This window comes from Streptomyces sp. NPDC088812, from assembly GCF_044750285.1.
In the GTDB taxonomy this organism is placed as follows: Bacteria; Actinomycetota; Actinomycetes; order Streptomycetales; family Streptomycetaceae; genus Streptomyces.
Genome location: NZ_JBIVJP010000041.1, coordinates 11,708 through 30,653, shown reverse-complemented (window position 1 = coordinate 30,653; position 18,946 = coordinate 11,708). Strand labels below are relative to the sequence as shown.

The window sequence follows — 18,946 nt, the reverse complement described above, 5'->3', positions numbered from 1 at the left end:
GGGCGGCGCGCCGCACGACCACACCACCACCCCCGCCGCCCGCGACCCGCGGGCGGCGCCCCAGGGCGCTTTTGACGGATCTCCGCAGCGTCGCGGAGATCCGTCAGAAGCGCCCACGTGCGACTGTTGAGGAGCAATACCCCGTGATCCTGTCCCCGCCCCGGCGCAGGACCGCCAGATTACTGGCCCTGGCCCTGATCGCCCCGGCGCTGACGTCCCTGCCGGCCGCCGCGCCCCCGGCCGCCGCGGCGGCCGTCGCCGACCCCCCGTCCGACGCGGTGCTGGCCCGCACCCCGGCCCGCCCGGCGTCCTCCCGCGAGCAGTTCTACCTGCTCCTGCCGGACCGTTTCGCCAACGGGTCGACCTCCAACGACGAGGGCGGCCTGACCGGCGGCCGCACCGAGACCGGCTACGACCCGACCGACAAGGACTACTTCCAGGGCGGCGACCTGAAGGGGGTGATCGACCGGCTCGACTACATCAAGCAACTGGGCACCACCGCCATCTGGATGGCGCCGGTCTTCAAGAACAAACCCGTCCAGACCGTCAACGGCCGCCAGTCCGCCAGCTACCACGGATACGCGATCACCGACTTCACCCAGGTCGACCCGCACTTCGGCACCAACGCCGACCTGACGCGGCTCGTCGACACGGCGCACGCCAAGGGGATGAAGGTCTTCTTCGACGTCATCACCAACCACACCGCCGACACCGTCGACTACGCCGAGCAGGAGTACGGCTACCGCTCCAAGGGCGCCTACCCCTACCTCGACACCGAGGGGCGCCCCTTCGACGACAGCACCGGCATGCGCGAGGTCGACGCCGACAGCTTCGCCTACACGCCGCAGGTACGCACCGGTGAGCACGACCGGATGGTGCCCGACTGGCTGAACGACCCCGCCATGTACCACAACCGCGGCGACTCGACCTTCGCCGGCGAGAGCGCCCTGTACGGCGACTTCATGGGCAACGACGACCTGTGGACCGAGCGTCCCGAGGTGGTCGAGGGCATGGAGCGGATCTACGAGACATGGGTGAAGGAGTTCGGCGTGGACGGCTTCCGCGTCGACACCGCCAAGAACGTGAACATGGAGTTCTGGACCCAGTGGGCCACGGCGCTCGACGCGTACGCGGCCCGGCAGGGACGACCCGACTTCTTCGTGTTCGCCGAGGCGTTCTCGGCCGACCCGGTGGTGATGGCGCCGTACCTGGTGCAGGGCCGGCTCGACGGCACCCTCGACTTCCCGCTCCAGGCCGCCTTCCGCAACTACGCCTCGCGGGGCGGCCCGGCGACCGACCTCTCCCACGTCCTGGCGCAGGACTACCGGTACACCACCGACAAGGCCAACGCCTACGGTGAGGTGACCTTCCTCGGCAGCCACGACATGGGCCGCATCGGTACCTTCATCTCCCAGGACAACCCTGACGCGAGCGACGCGGAGCTGCTGAAGCGGTCCACGTTCGCGCACGAGCTGCTGTTCCTGTCCCGGGGCAACCCGGTGATCTACGCCGGGGACGAGCAGGGCTTCACCGGCGCCGGTGGTGACGTCGACGGCCGCCAGACGCTGTTCGCCTCGCAGGTGGCCGACTACCTGGACGACGACCAGATCGGCACGGACCGCACGCACGCCTCGGACGCCTACGACCGGAGTCATCCCCTCTACCGTTCCATCGCCGCGCTGTCGGCGTTGACGAAGAAGCACCCGGCGCTGCGGGACGGTGTGCAGACGGAGCGGTACGCGGACAGCGGGCAGGGCGTGTACGCCTTCTCGCGGACCGACGCGGAGGAGCGGATCGAGTACGTCGTCGCGGTGAACAACTCGGCCGAGGCGAGGACGGTGGAGCTGGAGACGGACTCGGCGCGGACGACGTTCACGGGCCTCTACGGGACGTCGGCGAAGGTGCGGAGCGACGCCGGCCGGCGGATCACGGTGACGGTGCCCGGCCTGTCGGCCGTGGTGCTGAAGGCCGACCGCCGCGTGAAGGCTCCGGCGGTGGCGCCCGAGGTGACGCTGACGGCTCCGGCGGCGGGTGCCACGGGCGATGTGGAGATCTCCGCGGAGGTGTCGGGTGGTGGTCTGAACCGGGTGGTGTTCGCGGCGCAGGTCGGTGACGGTGCCTGGCAGACCCTGGGCTCGGCCGACCACGCGCCCTACCGGATCACCCAGCACCTGCCCGACACCGTCACGGCGGGAACGGCCCTGCGGTACAAGGCCGTCGTCGTCGACAGCCGCGGCCGCACCGCGAGCGACCTCGCCACCACCAGCGCCGGCCAGACCCCCGTCCCCGGGAAGCCGACCGTGCAGCGCACCTACGGTGTCGTCCACTACCAGCGGGCCGACGGTGACTACGACGGACTGCGGCTGAGGACCGCCGACGGCACGACGGCGGACTTCGCCGGCCGCGACGCCTACGGCGCCTTCGCCTGGATCCCGCCCGGCACCGGACCCGTCCGCTTCACCGTGGAGAAGGACGGCACCGCCGACGGAACCGAGAGGACCGTCGACTTCTCCGTGGCCGCCGAGGTGTGGACCCAGCAGGGCAGTGACACGGTCCGCACCGACCGCCCCCAGGACGCCGATCAGCCCCAGGACACCACGAAGGCCGTCCTCCACTACCACCGGCCCGACGGCGACTACGACGGCTGGGGGCTGCACACCTGGACCGGCTCGGCGGACCCACCGGAGTGGAACGAGCCCATCCAGCCGGTGCGCCGCGACGCCTTCGGTCTCGTCTTCGAGGTCCCGCTGAAGGACGGGGCCGCCTCGCTCAGCTACATCCTCCACAAGAAGGAGGAGAAGGACATCGCCACCGACGAGGCCCTCGACTTCTCCCTGTACGGCCACGAGGTGTGGCGCGTCGCCGGTGACCCCGTCTACCTGGCGCCCTCCATCGGCGGGGCCTTCGGCCTCGACCTCGGCCGGTCGGCCGCCACCTGGATCGGCGACGACACCGTCGTATGGGAGGGCGAGGGCACGGGTGTCGCGAGCCAGCAGCTCGTCTACGCGCCCGAGGGCGACCTCACGCTCGTCGACGGCGCCCTCTCCGACGAGGGCCGGTGGCTGCGTCTCGTGCCGGGCGAGCTGACCGGGGAGCAGCAGGAGACGTATCCGCAGTTCGCCGACGCCTCCGTGTTCCACGTGGACCCGCGCGACCGCGACCGGGTCGCCCAGGCGCTCGACGCCGGCGCACTGATCGCCACCCAGCGCGCGGACAGCGGCGCCCTGCTCGGCGCCACCACCGTCCGCATCGCCGACAACTGACCGGAAGGACCCAGCACGGTGACTGGTTCGCACAGAGACCCGACCCACCGGCACGACGCCGGAGCACCGAAGGACCCGACGCGCCGAAGAGCCGTCCCGGGCCCGCCGCCGGAGCACCGCGACACCCGCGGTGGCGCGGACGGTCCCGGCGCCCCGGCGCGGCGCACCGCCCGCCGCACCGTCGTGGCGACCACCGTGGCCGTCGCCGCCGCGGTGCTCGCCGGTTCGCTGCACGCCGCCCCGCCGGCGTCGGCGGGGTCCCGGCCGCAGGCCCCGCCGTCGGACGCCCGGCTGGCCGCCGAGCCGGCCCGGCAGGACCTCACCCGGGAACAGGCCTACTTCCTCCTGCCGGACCGTTTCGCCAACGGGTCGAGCGCCAATGACGAGGGCGGCCTGACCGGCGACCGCACCCAGACCGGCTACGACCCCACCGACAAGGGCTTCTACCAGGGCGGCGACCTGAAGGGGGTGATCGACCGGCTGGACTACATCAAGGGCCTGGGCACCACCGCGATCTGGCTGGCGCCCATCTTCAAGAACAAGCCGGTGCAGGGCGGCGGCGAGTCCGCCGGATACCACGGCTACTGGATCACCGACTTCACCCAGGTCGACCCGCACTTCGGCACCAACGCCGACCTGGCGCGGCTCATCGACACGGCGCACGCCAAGGGGATGAAGGTCTTCTTCGACGTCATCACCAACCACACCGCCGACACCGTCACCTACGCCGAGCAGCAGTTCGGCTACCGCTCCAAGGGCGCCTACCCCTACCTGGACACCGAGGGGCGCCCCTTCGACGACACCGAGGAGGCGCGCGAGGTCGACGCCGACGGCTTCCCCTACACGCCCGTCACCCTGGCGGGCGAGGAGGAGACGAAGGTCCCCGCGTGGCTGAACGACCCCACGATGTACCACAACCGGGGCGACTCCACCTTCGTCGGTGAGAGCGGCCTGTACGGCGACCACACCGGCCTGGACGACCTGTGGACCGAGCGTCCCGAAGTGGTCGAGGGCATGGAGAAGATCTACCAGAAGTGGGTCAAGGACTTCGACGTGGACGGCTTCCGCGTCGACACGGTCCGCAACGTGAACATGGAGTTCTGGACCCAGTGGGCGACGGCCATCGACGCGTACGCCGCGAAGAGGGGCCGCGAGGACTTCTTCGTCTTCGGGGAGACGCTCTCCTCCGACCCGGCCGTCACCGCGCCCTACGTCACCCAGGGCCGCCTCGACGCCACGCTCGACTTCCCGCTCCAGAACGCCATCCGCGGCTACGCCTCGCAGGACAAGCCGGCCGGCACCCTCTCCGAGGTCTTCGCCCAGGACTACCGGTACACCACCGACAAGGCCAACGCCTATGAACAGGTGACCTTCCTCGGCAACCACGACATGGGCCGCATCGGCTCCTTCATCTCCCAGGACAACCCTGACGCGAGCGACGCGGAGCTGCTGAAGCGGTCCACGTTCGCGCACGAGCTGCTGTTCCTGTCCCGGGGCAACCCGGTGATCTACGCGGGCGACGAGCAGGGCTTCACCGGCCCCGGGGGCGACAAGGGCGCACGCCAGACCCTGTTCGCCTCGCAGGTCGCCGACTACCTGGACGACGACCAGATCGGCACGGACCGCACGCACGCCTCGGACGCCTACGACCGGAGTCACCCGCTGTACCGTTCCATCGCCGCGCTGTCGGCGTTGACGAAGAAGCATCCGGCGCTGCGGGACGGTGTGCAGACGGAGCGGTACGCGGACAGCGGGCAGGGCGTGTACGCCTTCTCGCGGACCGACGCGGACGAGCAGGTCGAGTACGTCGTCGCGGTGAACAACTCGGCCGAGCCGAGGACGGTGGAGCTGGAGACGGACTCGGCGCGGACGACGTTCACGGGCCTCTACGGGACGTCGGCGAAGGTGCGGAGCGACGCCGGCCGGCGGATCACGGTGACGGTGCCCGGCCTGTCGGCCGTGGTGCTCAAGGCCGGGCAGCGCCTGGCCGCCCCGAAGACGGCGCCGAAGGTCGAACTGACGGCTCCGGCGGCGGGTGCCACGGGCGATGTGGAGATCTCCGCGGAGGTGTCGGGTGGTGGTCTGAACCGGGTGGTGTTCGCGGCGCAGGTCGGTGACGGTGCCTGGCAGACCCTGGGCTCGGCCGACCACGCGCCCTACCGGATCACCCAGCACCTGCCCGACACGGTGACGGAGGGAACGGCCCTGCGGTACAAGGCCGTCGTCGTCGACAGCCGCGGCCGTACCGCGAGCGACCTCGCCACCACCAGCGCCGGACAACCGCCCCAGCCGGCCCGCCCGAGCGCGGTCGACCGCGACTACGCCGTGGTCCACTACCGCAGGACGGACGGGGACTACGACGGCTGGCAGCTGAAGTCCGGTACGGCCACGGCGGACTTCGTCGGCCGCGACGCCTACGGCGCCTTCGCCTGGGTCAAGCTCGCCGACGACGCCACGGAGGTGACGTACACGGTGGAGAAGGACGGCGTGGCCGACGGCCCCGAGCGCACCGTCGCGCTGGCGGACACCGGCGCCGTCTGGATCGAACAGGGCCAGGACGGCCAGGCGGAGACCGCGCCCGACGGCGCCTACCCGCCGCAGGACGCGAAGACGGCCGTCATCCACTACCACCGGGCCGACGGCGACTACGACGGCTGGGGCCTGCACGCCTGGACCGGCACCGCCACCCCCACCGACTGGACCAAGCCGCTGCTCCCGGTCGCCGAGGACGCCTTCGGCGTGACCTTCGAAGTGCCCCTGGCGGACAACGCGACCTCGCTGAGCTACATCATCCACAAGGGCGACGAGAAGGACATCGCGAGCGACCGCTCCCTGGACTTCGCCACCTACGGCAAGGAGGCCTGGCTCGTCAGCGGCGACACCGGCTATCTGCTGCCCACCGTGGGCGCTGCTCCCGACCTGGACCTCGGCACGTCCGAGGCGCACTGGATCGGCACGGACACGCTGGTGTGGAACGTGAAGACCACCGGCTCGACGACCCAGCAGCTCGTCTACGACGGCGAGGGCACGCTCGCCATCGAGGACGGGGCCCTCTCCCACGAGGGCCGGTGGCTGCGCCTGAGCCCGACGGAGCTCACCGCGGCGGAGAAGGCCGCCCACCCGGCCCTGAGCGACCTGCCGGCCTTCACCGTCGACCCGCGTGACCGCGACCGGGTGGCGGAGGCGCTGGGCGGCCAGGTCGTCGCCACCCAGCGGGCCGCCAACGGCGCACTGCTCGCGGCGACCGGTGTGGAGGTGCGGTTCTGAAGCGGTTCCTCTGAGAGGGCCTGAGCCGGGGCGCCGGTCCCGTCCGTCGAGCAGTCGGCGGACGGGACCGGCGCCGCCGTTTTCCGGCCGATTCAGAGGGCGCGCACCGCCCGGTGCGCGCCACCGCCGCCGACCGTGCCCTGCCCTGCCGCGATGTTCCGCACCGGCGCGGTACTGCCCCCCGGTCGCCCGCCGTGCCGCACGTTCACGCGTGCACCGCATCGGCGCCGTCCCCCACGGACACCTGCGCACTTCCGTCCGCCGCCGTGTGCACAAGGAGGTGAAAGGAGTTACTGAAACTTGCGAAAGATGGCCCGAACGGGATCAGGGTGCTGGTGAGCGCCCATAGAGTCGAGTCGTCGGTTTCACGAGTTGAAGGGAAGGGACCCCGTGCGACGGGTTACGCGTTCAACGGTCGTGGTCGCGGCAGCGGCACTGTCGCTGCTGACGGGAGGCACGGCGGCACACGCGGTGTCGCCCACGGCGGCGGAGACGTACGACAGCGCCCCCTCCTGCCTGGAGGTCAGCGCGGACTGGCGCTACACGTTCGTCAGCAACACCTGCTCCGGCACCTACACCCTGACCATCTCCTACAGCGACGGCCGGGACGTACCGTGCCGCGTCGCGAACCCGGGCGACTTCATCACCTTCCCCGGCTACGGCACCGACGGCGCCCATGTGCTCGGCGCCGTCCTGTGCGCCACCACCGAGGACGGCTGACCGTCACCGACGACGGCCCCGGGCGGGGCGGCGGCGCCTGTCGGGCCGCCGCCCCGCCGACGACCTGCTGCGGCCGTGTCACGCCTTCCCGGCGGCACGGGTCCGCGGCAGCCGTGTGGCCCCGGCGGCGGCCAGCAGTCCCAGACCGACGACCCACCAGAAGGTGTCGGCGAAGGCCGCCGGGACGTCCTGGTGCCGGGCGGCCAGCCGGTCCTGGAGCACCACGGCGAGGCCCGCCGTGCCGACCGAGCCGCCGACGGTGCCGAGCAGACTGAGCGCGGCGGACGCGCGAGGGATGCGTTCGGGCTCGATACGGCTGTAGACGATGTTCATCACGGGGGCGCTGATCATGGCCATCCCGAAGCCGCGCACCGCGAGCGCCGAGGCCGTCGCGCCGTCCGGCACCCCGTGGTGGAGCTGGGTGAACGGGACCGTGCCGGCCAGGACCAGCGCGATGCCGGTGACCACCAGCGTCCGCGGGGCGACCGCGTCGACGGTCCGGTTGACCAGCACCGAGCCCGCCGCCGCGCCCAGCCCCTGAGGGGCCAGCAGCAGCCCCGCCTGCCACGCCGACAGTCCGCGGCCGGTCTGGAAGTACAGCGGCAGCAGGAACATCGTGCCGAACACCGACGCGCCCAGGACGAGCAGCGCGAGGGCGGCGGCGCCGAAGGGCGGCCGGGCGAAGAGCCGGGGGTCGATCAGCGGGGCGCGGCGGGTCCGCAGCCCGTGCACGGTGAACCCCGCCAGCATCGCCAGGCCCGCCGACACACCCACCGTGGCGGTGAGGGCGCGGCCGTCGGCGACCTCGGTCAGGCCGAACACCAGGACGGCCAGGCCGGGGGAGAGCAGCGCGGCCCCCCGCACGTCGAACGCCGTCCGCCCCGGCGCCGCCGGCACCACCGGCACATGGCGACGGGCGAGCAGCAGCGCGGCCACCCCGATCGGCAGGTTGACCAGGAACAGCCACTGCCAGGACGCCACGGCGAGGAGTGACCCGCCGGCCAGCGGGCCGAGCACCGGCGACAGCAGGGGGACGACGGCGACGACGCTGATCACCCGTCCGGTGCGGGCCGGGCCGGCGATACGGGCCAGCAGCGCCTGCCCGGTCGGCGGCAGCAGCCCGCCGCCGAGACCCTGGACCACCCGGAAGACGATCAGGCTCGACGCCGACCAGGCCAGCGCGCACAGCGCCGAGCCGAGCAGGAACACGCCCACGGCGGCCAGCCAGACCCGCCGCCCCCCGAACCGGTCGGCCAGCCAGCCCGACGCGGGCACGGCCGTGACGACGGCCAGCAGATAGGCGGTGCTGACCCACTGGATCTCGGCGACGGAGGCGTCGAACTCGCCCGCCAGGGTGTCGATGCCGACACTGACGATCGTGGCGTCCACGGTGGCCATGAACGTGCCGAGCACCAGGACGAACGCGGTGCGCAGCAGCCGTCCGTCGACCCGCTCGGCCGGTGCCGGCGGCGCGGTGTCCTTGCTCATCGGCGCTCCAGGAGGGTGAGGACGTCGTCGTCGAGGCGGTCGCCCAGGGTCCGCAGCAGGTCGAGCAGCTCCTCCGCGAGCCCGCCGGCCGCCACCCCGGCCCGGGCGGCGAGCACCCCGGTCCAGGAGTCGCCGTCCGGCACGACCGTCAGCGTCACCGGATGGTGCGTGGCCTCACGGAAGCGGGTGCCGACGACCCTGAGGCCGGGGGCCGGTTCGCGCAGCCGGTCCGGGTCGACCGGATAGTTCTCGAACACCACGAGGCTGTCGAACAGCCTGCGCCGCCCGGTCAGCCGTTCCAGGTCGGACAGCGCCACGTGGTGGTGCTCGACCAGGGCCCGCTGACCGGCCTGGAGCGCGGTGAGGGTGTCGGCGAGCGTGCCCGTCAGCCGGGCCCGTACGGGGACCGTGTTGGCCAGCAGCCCGATGATCTCCTCGACGCCCTCCAGCTCCGGGGGACGGCAGGCGACCATGGCGCCGAAGCACACGTCCGCCCGGCCGGAGCGCCTCGCGAGCAGGACCGCCCACGCGCCCTGCACCAGCGTGTTCCGGGTCAGGCCGCGCCGTGCGGCGAGGCGGGTGAGCCGGGCCACCAGCGGCGCGTCGAACGTGACGACCGTGGGCTCCTGCCACGCGGGGCCCATCTCCTCGCCGCCGACCAGGTGGTCGCCCTCGGGCAGGCCCTCCAGCTCGGCCGCCCAGACGGTGAGGTCCGGCTCGTGATCGGCACGCCAGCGCAGGTAGTCGGCGAACGGCACGGGGGCGGGCAGCTCCGGTGCCCCGCCCCGGACCCGCGCCGTGTACAGCGCGAACAGCTCGGCGAGGACGCGCGGCGCCGACCAGCCGTCGGAGAGCACATGATGGCTGGTCAGGACCAGGTCGGCGTGCTCGGCGGGCCGGCGGATCACGGTCAGGCGGACCAGCGGGCCGGTGGCCAGGTCGAACGGTTCGGCCAGGTCGGCGGCGAGCACCTCCTCGGCCGGCCCGTCGGACACCCGGAAGTCCGGCCGGGGGGACTCCGGGATCACCGCGAGGTCGGCGGGGAACGCCGCGCCCAGGTTCGGGTGGCGGGCCAGCAGGTCCGCGCCGGCGGCGCGCAGCGCGTCGAGGTCGAGCCGCCCGGCGAGGGAGAACACCGACTGCACGGTGTACGGGTCGGGGCGCTCGGTGCGCGAGTGCCGCAGCATCACCTCCTGCAACGGGGTCAGCGGCTGCACCGCCGCGGCCGGCCGGCCGCCGGCGAGCCGCCTGATCTCCGGCGCGGCGGCGGTGCGCAGCAGCGCGGTCCGCAAGTGCCCGGCCAGCTCCTCGATCCCGTCGGCCGTGAACAGCGCGGCCGGCCAGGTCAGCCGCACCCCGAGCCGGTCGTCGCGCACCAGGGCGTCGACCATCAGGGCGTACGGCAGGGGCAGCGCGTCCGGGCCGCCGGAGCCGAGCGGGTCCGCGTCCGGCGGCGCCTGCCAGAGGACCTCGCCGTCCGGCGCGCCGGGGAAGCGGCCGAGGTAGTTCCAGGCGACCTCCGGCGTCACCGGGTCCAGCAGACCGGCCGTGGTGAGGATGCCGTGGCCCAGGCCGTCGCCCTGGGCGCGCAGCCGCTCCCCGACCGCCTTCGGGCCGTCGTCGGCGTCGAGCAGCAGGGGGTGCACGGCGGTGAACCAGCCGACGGTCTGCGACAGGTCCACCTGCGGCGGGCGGCCGTGGCTCTCCAGGGCGACCAGCAGCCGCGGTGTCCCGCGCCAGGCCCGTACCGCCCGGGCGAGCGCCGTGAGCAGCACCGCGTCCGGCGTACTGCGCAGGGCGGCGGGCAGGGTCGTCACCAGGGCGCGGGTGGTGTCGGCGTCGAGGTGGATCTCGTGGTGCGCCGAGGTGGCCGCGGTGTCCCGGGCGGGGTCGAGCGGCCGGGCCGCCAGGGCCGGTGTGGGGGTCATCCGCCGCCAGTGCGGCAGTTCGTCCCGCCGGTCTGCGTCGCGCAGCGAGCGCGCCCAGCCGAGGAACGACTGTCCGTGCCGGGCCGGTGTGCCGCCCTCGTGGGCGTGCCGCACGTCGTCCAGCAGGACCCGCCAGGACACGCCGTCGACGACGAGGTGGTGGGCGACCAGGACGAGCCTGCCGGGCTCGCCGGGTCCGGCGTCCACCCAGAGCGCGCGCAGCAGCGGACCGGTGCGCGGGTCCATCGTGTCGCGGGCCGCGGCGGTCCACGCGTCGACGAGGGCGCGCGTGTCGCGCGGCGCCGGTACGCGGGTCAGTACGTCGGCGCCGGTCACCGCGCCGGCCGGCGGGATGCGCAGCACGTCGCCGGCCAGGTGGGCCCGCAGCACGTCATGGCGGGCCAGGACGGTGTCGAGCACGGCCCGCCAGCCGGCCTCGTCGCCGCCGGGCGGCACACACACCTCCACCCACTGGCAGAACCCGTCCGCGGCGGTGCCCGCGCGGCGCAGCAGGTCCCGCATGAGCGGGGTCAGCGGCGCGTCCCCCACCGCGGGGGCGTCCGCGTCGTCGAGGGCGCGGGCGCGGGCCGCGATCCCGGCGACCGTCTCTCCCTCGAACACGTCCCGCGCGGTCAGCCCGAGCCCCTGGCGACGGGCCCGCGACACCACTTGCAGGGAGACGATGCTGTCCCCGCCGATGGTGAAGAAGTCGTCGTCGGGGCCGATGTCGTCGCTGCCGAGGATGTCCCGGAACACGCCGAGCAGCACCGCCTCGGCCGGGGTGGCCGGTTCGCGCCGACGGGCCGCCGCGGTCTCCGGGGCGGGCAGCGCGGCGGGGTCGAGTTTCCCGCTGGGGCTCAGCGGCAGCCGGTCGAGCACCACCAGCGCGGTCGGCACCATGTGCTCGGGCAGCTGCGCGGCCAGGTACGCGCGCAGCCGCGCGGTGTCCGGCTCGGCGCCGTCGGACGGGATGACGTAGCCGACGAGCCTGCCCTCCCGCACGGTCACCGCGCACGCCCGCACGTCGGCATGGCGGGTCAGGGTCGACTCGATCTCGCCCAGTTCCACCCGGAAGCCGCGGATCTTGACCTGGTGGTCGGCGCGGCCGAGGAACACCAGCTGCCCGTCCGGCCGCCACCGCACCAGGTCGCCCGTGCGGTACATCCGCTCGCCCGGGGGACCGAACGGGTCGGCCGTGAACGCGGCGGCGGTCAGGCCGGGACGGCCGACGTAGCCGCGGGCCAGGCTCGGCCCGGCCAGGTACAGCTCCCCCGTCACCCCGGTGGCGGCCGGCTGGAGGCCGCCGTCCAGGACGTAGGCGCGCACGTTCGGGTCCGGGCGGCCGATCGGCAGCGGGCCGGGGTCGTCCGGGTCGTACCGCCAGGTCACGGAGTTGACGGTGACCTCGGTCGGACCGTAGGCGTTGAACAGCGCCCGTCGGCCCTCGCCCCAGCGCCGCGCCAGCTCGGGGTCGAGGCGTTCGGCGCCGACGACGAAGAACACCTCGGGGTCGACGGTGCGGTCGTCGGGCATCGCCGCCAGGAACGACGGCAGCAGGTTCACCCCGGTCACCCGGTGCCGGACGATGTAGTCGAGCAGTTCGTCGCCGGGGACCCGCACCTCCTCGGGCGCGATCACGGAGGTGCCCCCGGACAGCAGCGGCACCATGGTCTGCCAGAACGCCACGTCGAAGCCGGTCGACGCGAAGTGCAGGTAGCGGTCGTGCTCGGTGACCCCCACGACCTCCTCCTGAAGCGCGATCAGGTCGGGCACGCCGCGATGGGTCACCCCGACGCCCTTGGGCCGCCCGGTGGTGCCGGAGGTGTAGATGACGTAGGCGAGGGCGTCCTCGGTGAGCGTGGCGCGGGCCTCGGCCGGGTCGGTGCCGGGCAGGCCGGCGAGCGTGGCCGGGTCGTCCAGCCGCAGTACCGGGACGTCCCGCGCGGCGGGCAGCCCGGCGCCGGTCGTCACGGCGGCGGCCGGGGCGATGTCGTCGAGCAGGTACGCCAGCCGCTCGCGGGGGTGGCCCGCGTCCAGCGGCACGTACACCGCGCCCGCCCTGGCCACCCCGAACAGCGCCACCGTCATCTCGAGGTCGCGCCCGAGCAGCACCGCCACCGGGTCCTGCGGCCGCACCCCGCGCCGGATCAGCGCGTGGGCGAGGCGGTTGGCCTCCCGGTCCAGTTCGGCGTAGGTGAGGCTGCGGTCGCGGCAGACGAGGGCCTCGGCGTCGGGCTTGCGGCGCACCCAGGCGGCGAACTCCTCCAGCCAGGGCCCGCGTTCCTTGGCGGGGACGACCTCGGTGCCGGTGCGCAGCATCCGCTCCCGCTCGGCCCCGTCGAGCAGCGGCAGCCCGAGCACGGGCCGCTCCGGGTCGTCGACGATCTCCCGCAGCAGATGCCGCAGCCATCGGCCGTGGTCGCGCACGGCCGCCTCCGTGAAGGCGCGCGGCTGGTAGCCGAGTCCGATCGTGATCGAGTCCTCGGGAATCACGATCACGGTCAGCGCGTAGTGCGTGGCGTCGGTGATGTCGACCCCGGCCAGGTCGAGCCCGGGACCGACCGGAGTGCGGTTCCGGCTGGACAGCGGGAAGTTCTCCATCACCAGCAGGGTGTCGAACAGCTCGCCGACGCCCGCCGCCCGCTGGATCTCCGGCAGGCCGACCCAGTGGTGGTCGGCCAGGGCGACACTCTCGGCGTGCACCCGCGCCAACAGCTCGGCGGCCGTCAGGTCCTGGGTGTGCCGCACGCGCACCGGGATCGTCGTGCCGAGCTGGCCGATCATCGACTCCACGCCGTCGACCTCGGCGGGCCGGCCCGACACCGGGCAGCCGAACACCACGTCGTGCCGCCCGGTGAGCCGGCCCAGCAGCAGGCCCCAGGCGGTCTGGAGCACGGTGGTCAGGGTGACGCCCCGCTCGCGGGCGAACGCGCGCAGCCGGTCGCTGAACTCCCGGCCCAGTTCGACCGCCACCCGGCCGGGCCGCTCGACACCGGTCCCGACGCTCGCCGGCGCCAGCCGCGTGGCACCGTCGACGCCGGCCAGCGCCTCGCGCCACGCGGCCAGGGACGCCTGCCGGTCCCGGCCGGCCAGCCACCGGAAGTACTCCGACACGTCCGTGGCGGCCGGCACGGGCGGGCCGCCGCCCAGCTCGGCGTAGAGGCCCAGCAGGGCCCGGCCGACCAGCGGCATGGACCAGCCGTCGAGCAGCGCGTGGTGATTGGTGATCACCAGCTTGTGCTCGGCCGGACCGGTACGGGACAGCAGGAAGCGGATCAGCGGTGGCCCGGACGGGTCGAACGGGCGCCGGAGTTCGGCGCGGACGGCCTCGGCGAACCGGTCGTCGCGCCGCCACTCCAGCGTGACCCCGGCGGGGACCACCTGCACCACCTCGTCCCCCGCCGGGGCCAGGTACACCCGCAGCGAGGGGTGGCGGCGCAGCAGCTCACGCGCGGCCTCCGCCATCCGCTCGGGGTCCAGATCGCCCTCCAGCGTCGTCACGGCCTGGACGACGTAGACGTCGGTGTCCGGGTCGTCGCGGACCAGGGTGTGGAAGGACAGCCCGACCTGGAGCGGCGTGGCGGGCCACACGTCCTCGATCCGGCCGGAGCGCTCCAGGGCGTCGATGGCGTCCTGGCCGAGCGCGACCAGCGGAAGGTCCGACGGGGTGAGCCCGCCGGGGGCGCGCAGCGCGTGCTCGGCCAGCGCGTCCAGGGCCGCGGCCCAGGACTTCTGGAGGGCGGCCAGCGCGTCGGGGCCGAGCACCCCGGTCGCGGCCGTCCACTCGACGGCGAGCCGGGGCGCGCCCTCCTCGTGGACGAAGCAGTTGAGGGCCAGCACCTGCTCCAGCGCCTTGGCGCCGGGCTCGATCACGGAGAAGGCGTCCCGCTCCGGCAGCCGCCACCCCGTCCCCGGCAGTGGCGCGAACCGGCCCAGGTAGTTCAGCAGCACGTCCGGCGGCGGTACGGCGGCCAGTCCGGCCCCGGACGCCGTGTCCAGGCAGCGCAGCACGCCGTAGCCGATGCCGGCGCCGGGAACGCCGCGCTTGGCCTCCTTGGCCGCGCGCAGGACGTCCCCCACATCGCCGACGGCCGGCACGCGCACCGGGTACTCGCTGGTGAACCAGCCGACCGTACGGGACAGATCGAGGTGTTCGCGGCCGTGCCCCTCCAGCGTGACGGTCACCGCGTCACCGCCCGCACCCCCCTCCCGCAGCGTCAGCACGAGCGCGGCCAGCAGCACCTCGTCGACGCCCGCACGGTAGGCGGCGGGCAGCGTGGTCAGCACCGCCTCGGTGACGTCCGGCGAGGCCACGGTCAGCGACCGGTGGGCGGTGGACACCGTGTCCAGGGACGGGTCCAGCGGCCGGGCGCCCAGGCGGGTCGCGGAGCCGAGCGCGGCCCGCCAGTGGCCGAGTTCGTCCCGGCGCGCGCCGGACGTCCCCTGCTCGGCGAGGAGCGTGGCGTGCCGCCGCCAGGACGCCCCGGTCCGCGGCAGGGCGCCGCCCGTGCAGGCGGTGTGCAGGTCGGGCAGCAGGACCCGCCAGGACACGCCGTCCATGGCCAGGTGGTGCGCTACGACGACCAGTCGGTCCGTCCGGTCCGGCTCGCCGTCCCCGGTGCGGACCAGGGCGGCCCGCAGCAGGTCGCCCGACCGCGGGTCCAGCTCGCCGGCCAGCCGCCGGGCCACCGCCTCGGCGTCCTCCCCGCGCACCTCGCCCACGACGGCCGCGACCGAGCCCTCGGGCAGGATCGCCAGGCCTTCCTCCCCGACGCGCAGCCGCAGCGCGTCGTGCCGGTCGAGCACCGCCCGCACACCCCGGACCAGGTCGTCGTGGGCGAGGTGGTCGACCCGCAGGGCCGTCCACTGCGCGTAGCCCGCGACGACGTCGACGTCCGGGTGCGCGTCGAGCAGGCCGCGCACGACCGGCGGCGCGGGCACCGGCCCGGCCGGGTCGTCGGCCGGCCCGTCGCCGTCCGCCACCTGTCCGGCGGAGGCGGCCAGGGAGGCGAAGCTGCGGCGCTCCAGCAGATCCCGGGGCCGCAGTTCGAGGCCCTTGGCGCGCAGCCTGCTGCTGACGGTGATCGCGGTGATGCTGTCCCCGCCGAGGGCGAAGAAGTCGTCGTCCACCCCGACCCGCTCCACCTCGAACACCTCGGCGACCGCCGCGCACAGCAGCCGCTCCCGCTCCGTGCCCGGCTCCCGCCCGCCGGCGGTCGCCGCGGGCGCGGGCAGCGCGGCGCGGTCGAGCTTGCCGTTGGGCGTCAGCGGCAGGGCGCCGAGCACCACCACCGCCGCGGGCACCAGCGGCTCGGGCAGCCGCTCGGCCAGGTGGGCGCGGACCGCATCCCCGGTGACCGAGGCGGACACGACGTACCCGACCAGCCGGGACGACCGCACGGCCGCGGCGGCCGCCGTGACCCCGGGCACCGCGGCCAGCGCGGCCTCGACCTCGCCGGTCTCCACCCGGTGACCGCGGATCTTGACCTGTTCGTCGGCGCGGCCGGCGTACTCCAGACCGCGTCCGGGCACCCAGCGGGCCAGATCGCCCGTGCGGTACATGCGGGTGCCGGGCGGGCCGAACGGGTCGGCGACGAACCGTTCGGCGCTCGCGCCGGGCCTGCCCAGGTAGCCGCGGGCCAGCTGCGGGCCCGCCAGGTAGAGCTCGCCCACCGTGCCCCGCGGCACCGGGTGCAGGGCGCTGTCGAGGACGTAGGCCCGGGTGCCCGCGAGGGGGTGGCCGATCGTCGGCCCGTCACCGGTGACCGGCGCCGTGGTGCTGTCCACGGTCGCCTCGGTCGGCCCGTACATGTTGCGGGCGGTGACCCCGGACGCGGCGATCCGCCGCCACAGCGCGGGCGGGACGGCCTCGCCGCCGAGGACGAGCAGCGCCGGCCGCAGGTCCAGCAGACCGCCGTCCACCAGCGGCGCCGCCATCGACGGAGTGGTGTCGACGACGTCGATGCCGTCGCGGGCGTACGCGGCGAGCAGGGCGTCGGCGTCGCGGGCGGTCCCGGCGTCGTAGACGTGGAGTTCGTGCCCGCACAGCAGCCACACCAGGTGGTCGAACGCGGAGTCGAACGCGAAGGAATACGTGTGGGCGGTGCGCAGCCGCCTGCCCGCGGCCCGCTCGGCCGGGGCGACGACCGCGGTGCGATGGTGGTGCAGCAGCGCCGCGAGACCGCCGGACCGGCCGAGCACACCCTTGGGGCGTCCGGTCGACCCGGAGGTGTGGATCACGTAGGCCAGGTGGTCGGGGTGCCGGGGCGCGGCCAGTTCACCGGCCCCGAGCGGCGCGCCGGACAGCCCTTCGGCCTCACCGAGCAGCGCGTCCCAGGCCAGCCGGTCGGCGGTGGCGGGGGGCTTCTCCTCGTCGTGGGCCGGAGCTGTCGGCTCTGGCCCGTCGGCTGCGCTGGGGGGTTCGTCCGTGTCGGCGGGCGGCGTGTTCCGCGCCGGCCGGTCGGCGGTGGCGGGGGGCTTCTCCTCGTCGTGGGCCGGAGCTGTCGGCTTCCGCCTGTCGGCCGCGCCGGACGGTCCGTCCGCCGCGCCGGACGGAGCGTCCCACTCCTGCCCGTCGACCGCGTCGGCCGTGATCACCAGCGCGGGCCGGGCGTCGTCGACCAGCGCGCGCAGTCGCTCGGGCGGATGGGTGGTGTCCAGGGGCAGGAACGCGGCGCCCGCGTCCAGCACCGCCAGCAGGGCCGTCACCAGGCCGGCCGAGCGGGGCAGCGCCAGCGCCACGACGTCGTCCGGCCCGATCCCGCGGGCCCGCAGCGCCCGCGCCAGCCGGTGCACCCGGTCCGCCAGCTCGTCCGTGGACAGCCGGTCCCGCCCGCAGACCAGGGCCGTGCGCCCCGGGTGGGCGGCGACCATGGCGTCGAACGCGTCCGGCACGGCGAGCGGCACCCCCGGCAGGGCCTCGGGCGTCCACTGCGCCGGCGGTCCGTCCGGGGCGCCGGCCAGGGGAACGCGGCCCACGGGCAGACCGTCGAGCAGCCCGGTCAGCAGCGCCCTCAGCCCGGTCAGCTTGCCGTCGACCGCGCTCTGGTCGTTGCCGCGGGCGTCGACCTCGAAGCCGAGGTGCAGCCCGCCGTCGGGGGTCGGCAGCACGGTCAGGCCCATGTCCTCGGGCGGACCGCCGGCGATGTTGCGCATCGTCCCCTTCGCCCCGGCGAAGTCCATCGCCAGGTCGAACGCCTTGAGGTTGATGCCGCGCCCGTGCAGCAGCGCGCCCGCGCCGGGCACGCCCAGGTCGCGGGGCAGGTCCTCGCCCCGGTAGCGCTGGTGCGCGCGCATCTCCCGAAGGACGTCGGCGACCCGCCGGGTCAGCTCCGCCAGGCCGTCCCCGCCGCGCACGGTCACCCGCAGCGGCAGTACGTTGACCGCCATGGCCGGGGTGCGCAGCTCCACCGACTCGGTGCGGCACATCAGCGGCAGCGCGAACACCACGTCGGTGCGGCCCAGCACGCGGTGGAGGAACGCGGCGTAGCAGGCGATCAGCGCCTCGCCCCAGGTGACGCCCTCCCGGTCGGCGAAGGCGCGCAGCCGGGCCGTCTCCCCGGGCGTGAGCACGGCGCGGGCGGTCAGGGCGCGGCCGGGCGGCCCGGCGCTGGTCCGGGTGGAGCCGAGGTCGGGCAGCGGGGTGAACCGGTCCACCCAGTACGCGCGGTCCTCGGCGGCCCGGTCGCTGTCCCGGTAGGCCCGGTCGGCGGCGACGAGACCGGCGATCGTGCCGAAGGCGGGCCGCGGCGGCTCGGTGCCGCGGACCAGGGCCGTGTAGCGGGCGGCGGTGCGGCGGGCCAGCATCGCGCCGCTGTAGCCGTCGATGACCAGGTGGTGGCCCATCTGGGTGTACCAGACCTCGCGGTCCGACAGCCGGATGACGACCGGTGAGTACAGCGGCCGGTCCACCATCTCCCGGCACGTCCCGGCCGCGCGTACCCGCTCGGCCTCGACGAGCGCGGCCGCCGCGGCCGCGGGGTCGGCCTCCCCGCCGAGGTCGACCACCCGGGGCGGCTCGACCGGCGCGTCGCCGACCGCCTGACGCGGCCCCGACGGGGTGTCGTACACCCGCAGCCGCAGGCTCTCGGCCTCCTCGTGGACCGCCCGGACGGCCTCGGCCAGCGCCTCGGTGTCGATCGGCTCGTCGCCGGATATCTCCACCACGTCGCCGACCACGTAATAGGGCGAGTCCGGCTCCAGGCGTTGCGCGTTCCATATCCCCCGCTGGGCGCCGGTCAGCGGGAGCAGGCGGCCCGAGGGGACGCGTGAGGTGCTCAA

3 protein-coding genes and 2 pseudogenes are annotated in these 18,946 nt (G+C 74.7%); 3 read left to right on the top strand and 2 right to left on the bottom strand.

The features are described from left to right. Positions 1–149: 149 nt before the first annotated feature. The 3 genes and pseudogenes from ACIP67_RS42280 to ACIP67_RS42270 form a co-directional block, all read left to right on the top strand. Positions 150–3,254: pseudogene (locus ACIP67_RS42280) on the top strand (alpha-amylase family glycosyl hydrolase); the annotation flags it as partial. A gap of 204 nt (positions 3,255–3,458) precedes the next feature. Then, a pseudogene (locus tag ACIP67_RS42275) lies at positions 3,459–6,518 on the top strand (alpha-amylase family glycosyl hydrolase); the annotation flags it as partial. 402 nt (positions 6,519–6,920) lie between these two features. Continuing rightward, the gene (locus ACIP67_RS42270; protein ID WP_401699803.1) at positions 6,921–7,250 is read left to right on the top strand and encodes an alpha-amylase; all 330 of its coding nucleotides are present in this window, start codon (positions 6,921–6,923) and stop codon (positions 7,248–7,250) included. Positions 7,251–7,328: 78 nt separating this feature from the next. Here ACIP67_RS42270 and ACIP67_RS42265 read toward each other — a convergent pair whose 3' ends face one another. Both ACIP67_RS42265 and ACIP67_RS42260 read right to left on the bottom strand, forming a co-directional pair. Further along, positions 7,329–8,738 carry a DHA2 family efflux MFS transporter permease subunit gene (locus ACIP67_RS42265; protein ID WP_401699800.1) on the bottom strand — a complete coding sequence of 470 codons (1,410 nt, stop codon included), beginning with the start codon at positions 8,736–8,738 and terminating at the stop codon, positions 7,329–7,331. Then, the gene (locus ACIP67_RS42260) at positions 8,735–18,946 is read right to left on the bottom strand and encodes an amino acid adenylation domain-containing protein (protein WP_401699798.1); all 10,212 of its coding nucleotides are present in this window, start codon (positions 18,944–18,946) and stop codon (positions 8,735–8,737) included. Before ACIP67_RS42260 ends, ACIP67_RS42265 begins: the two co-directional genes overlap by 4 nt.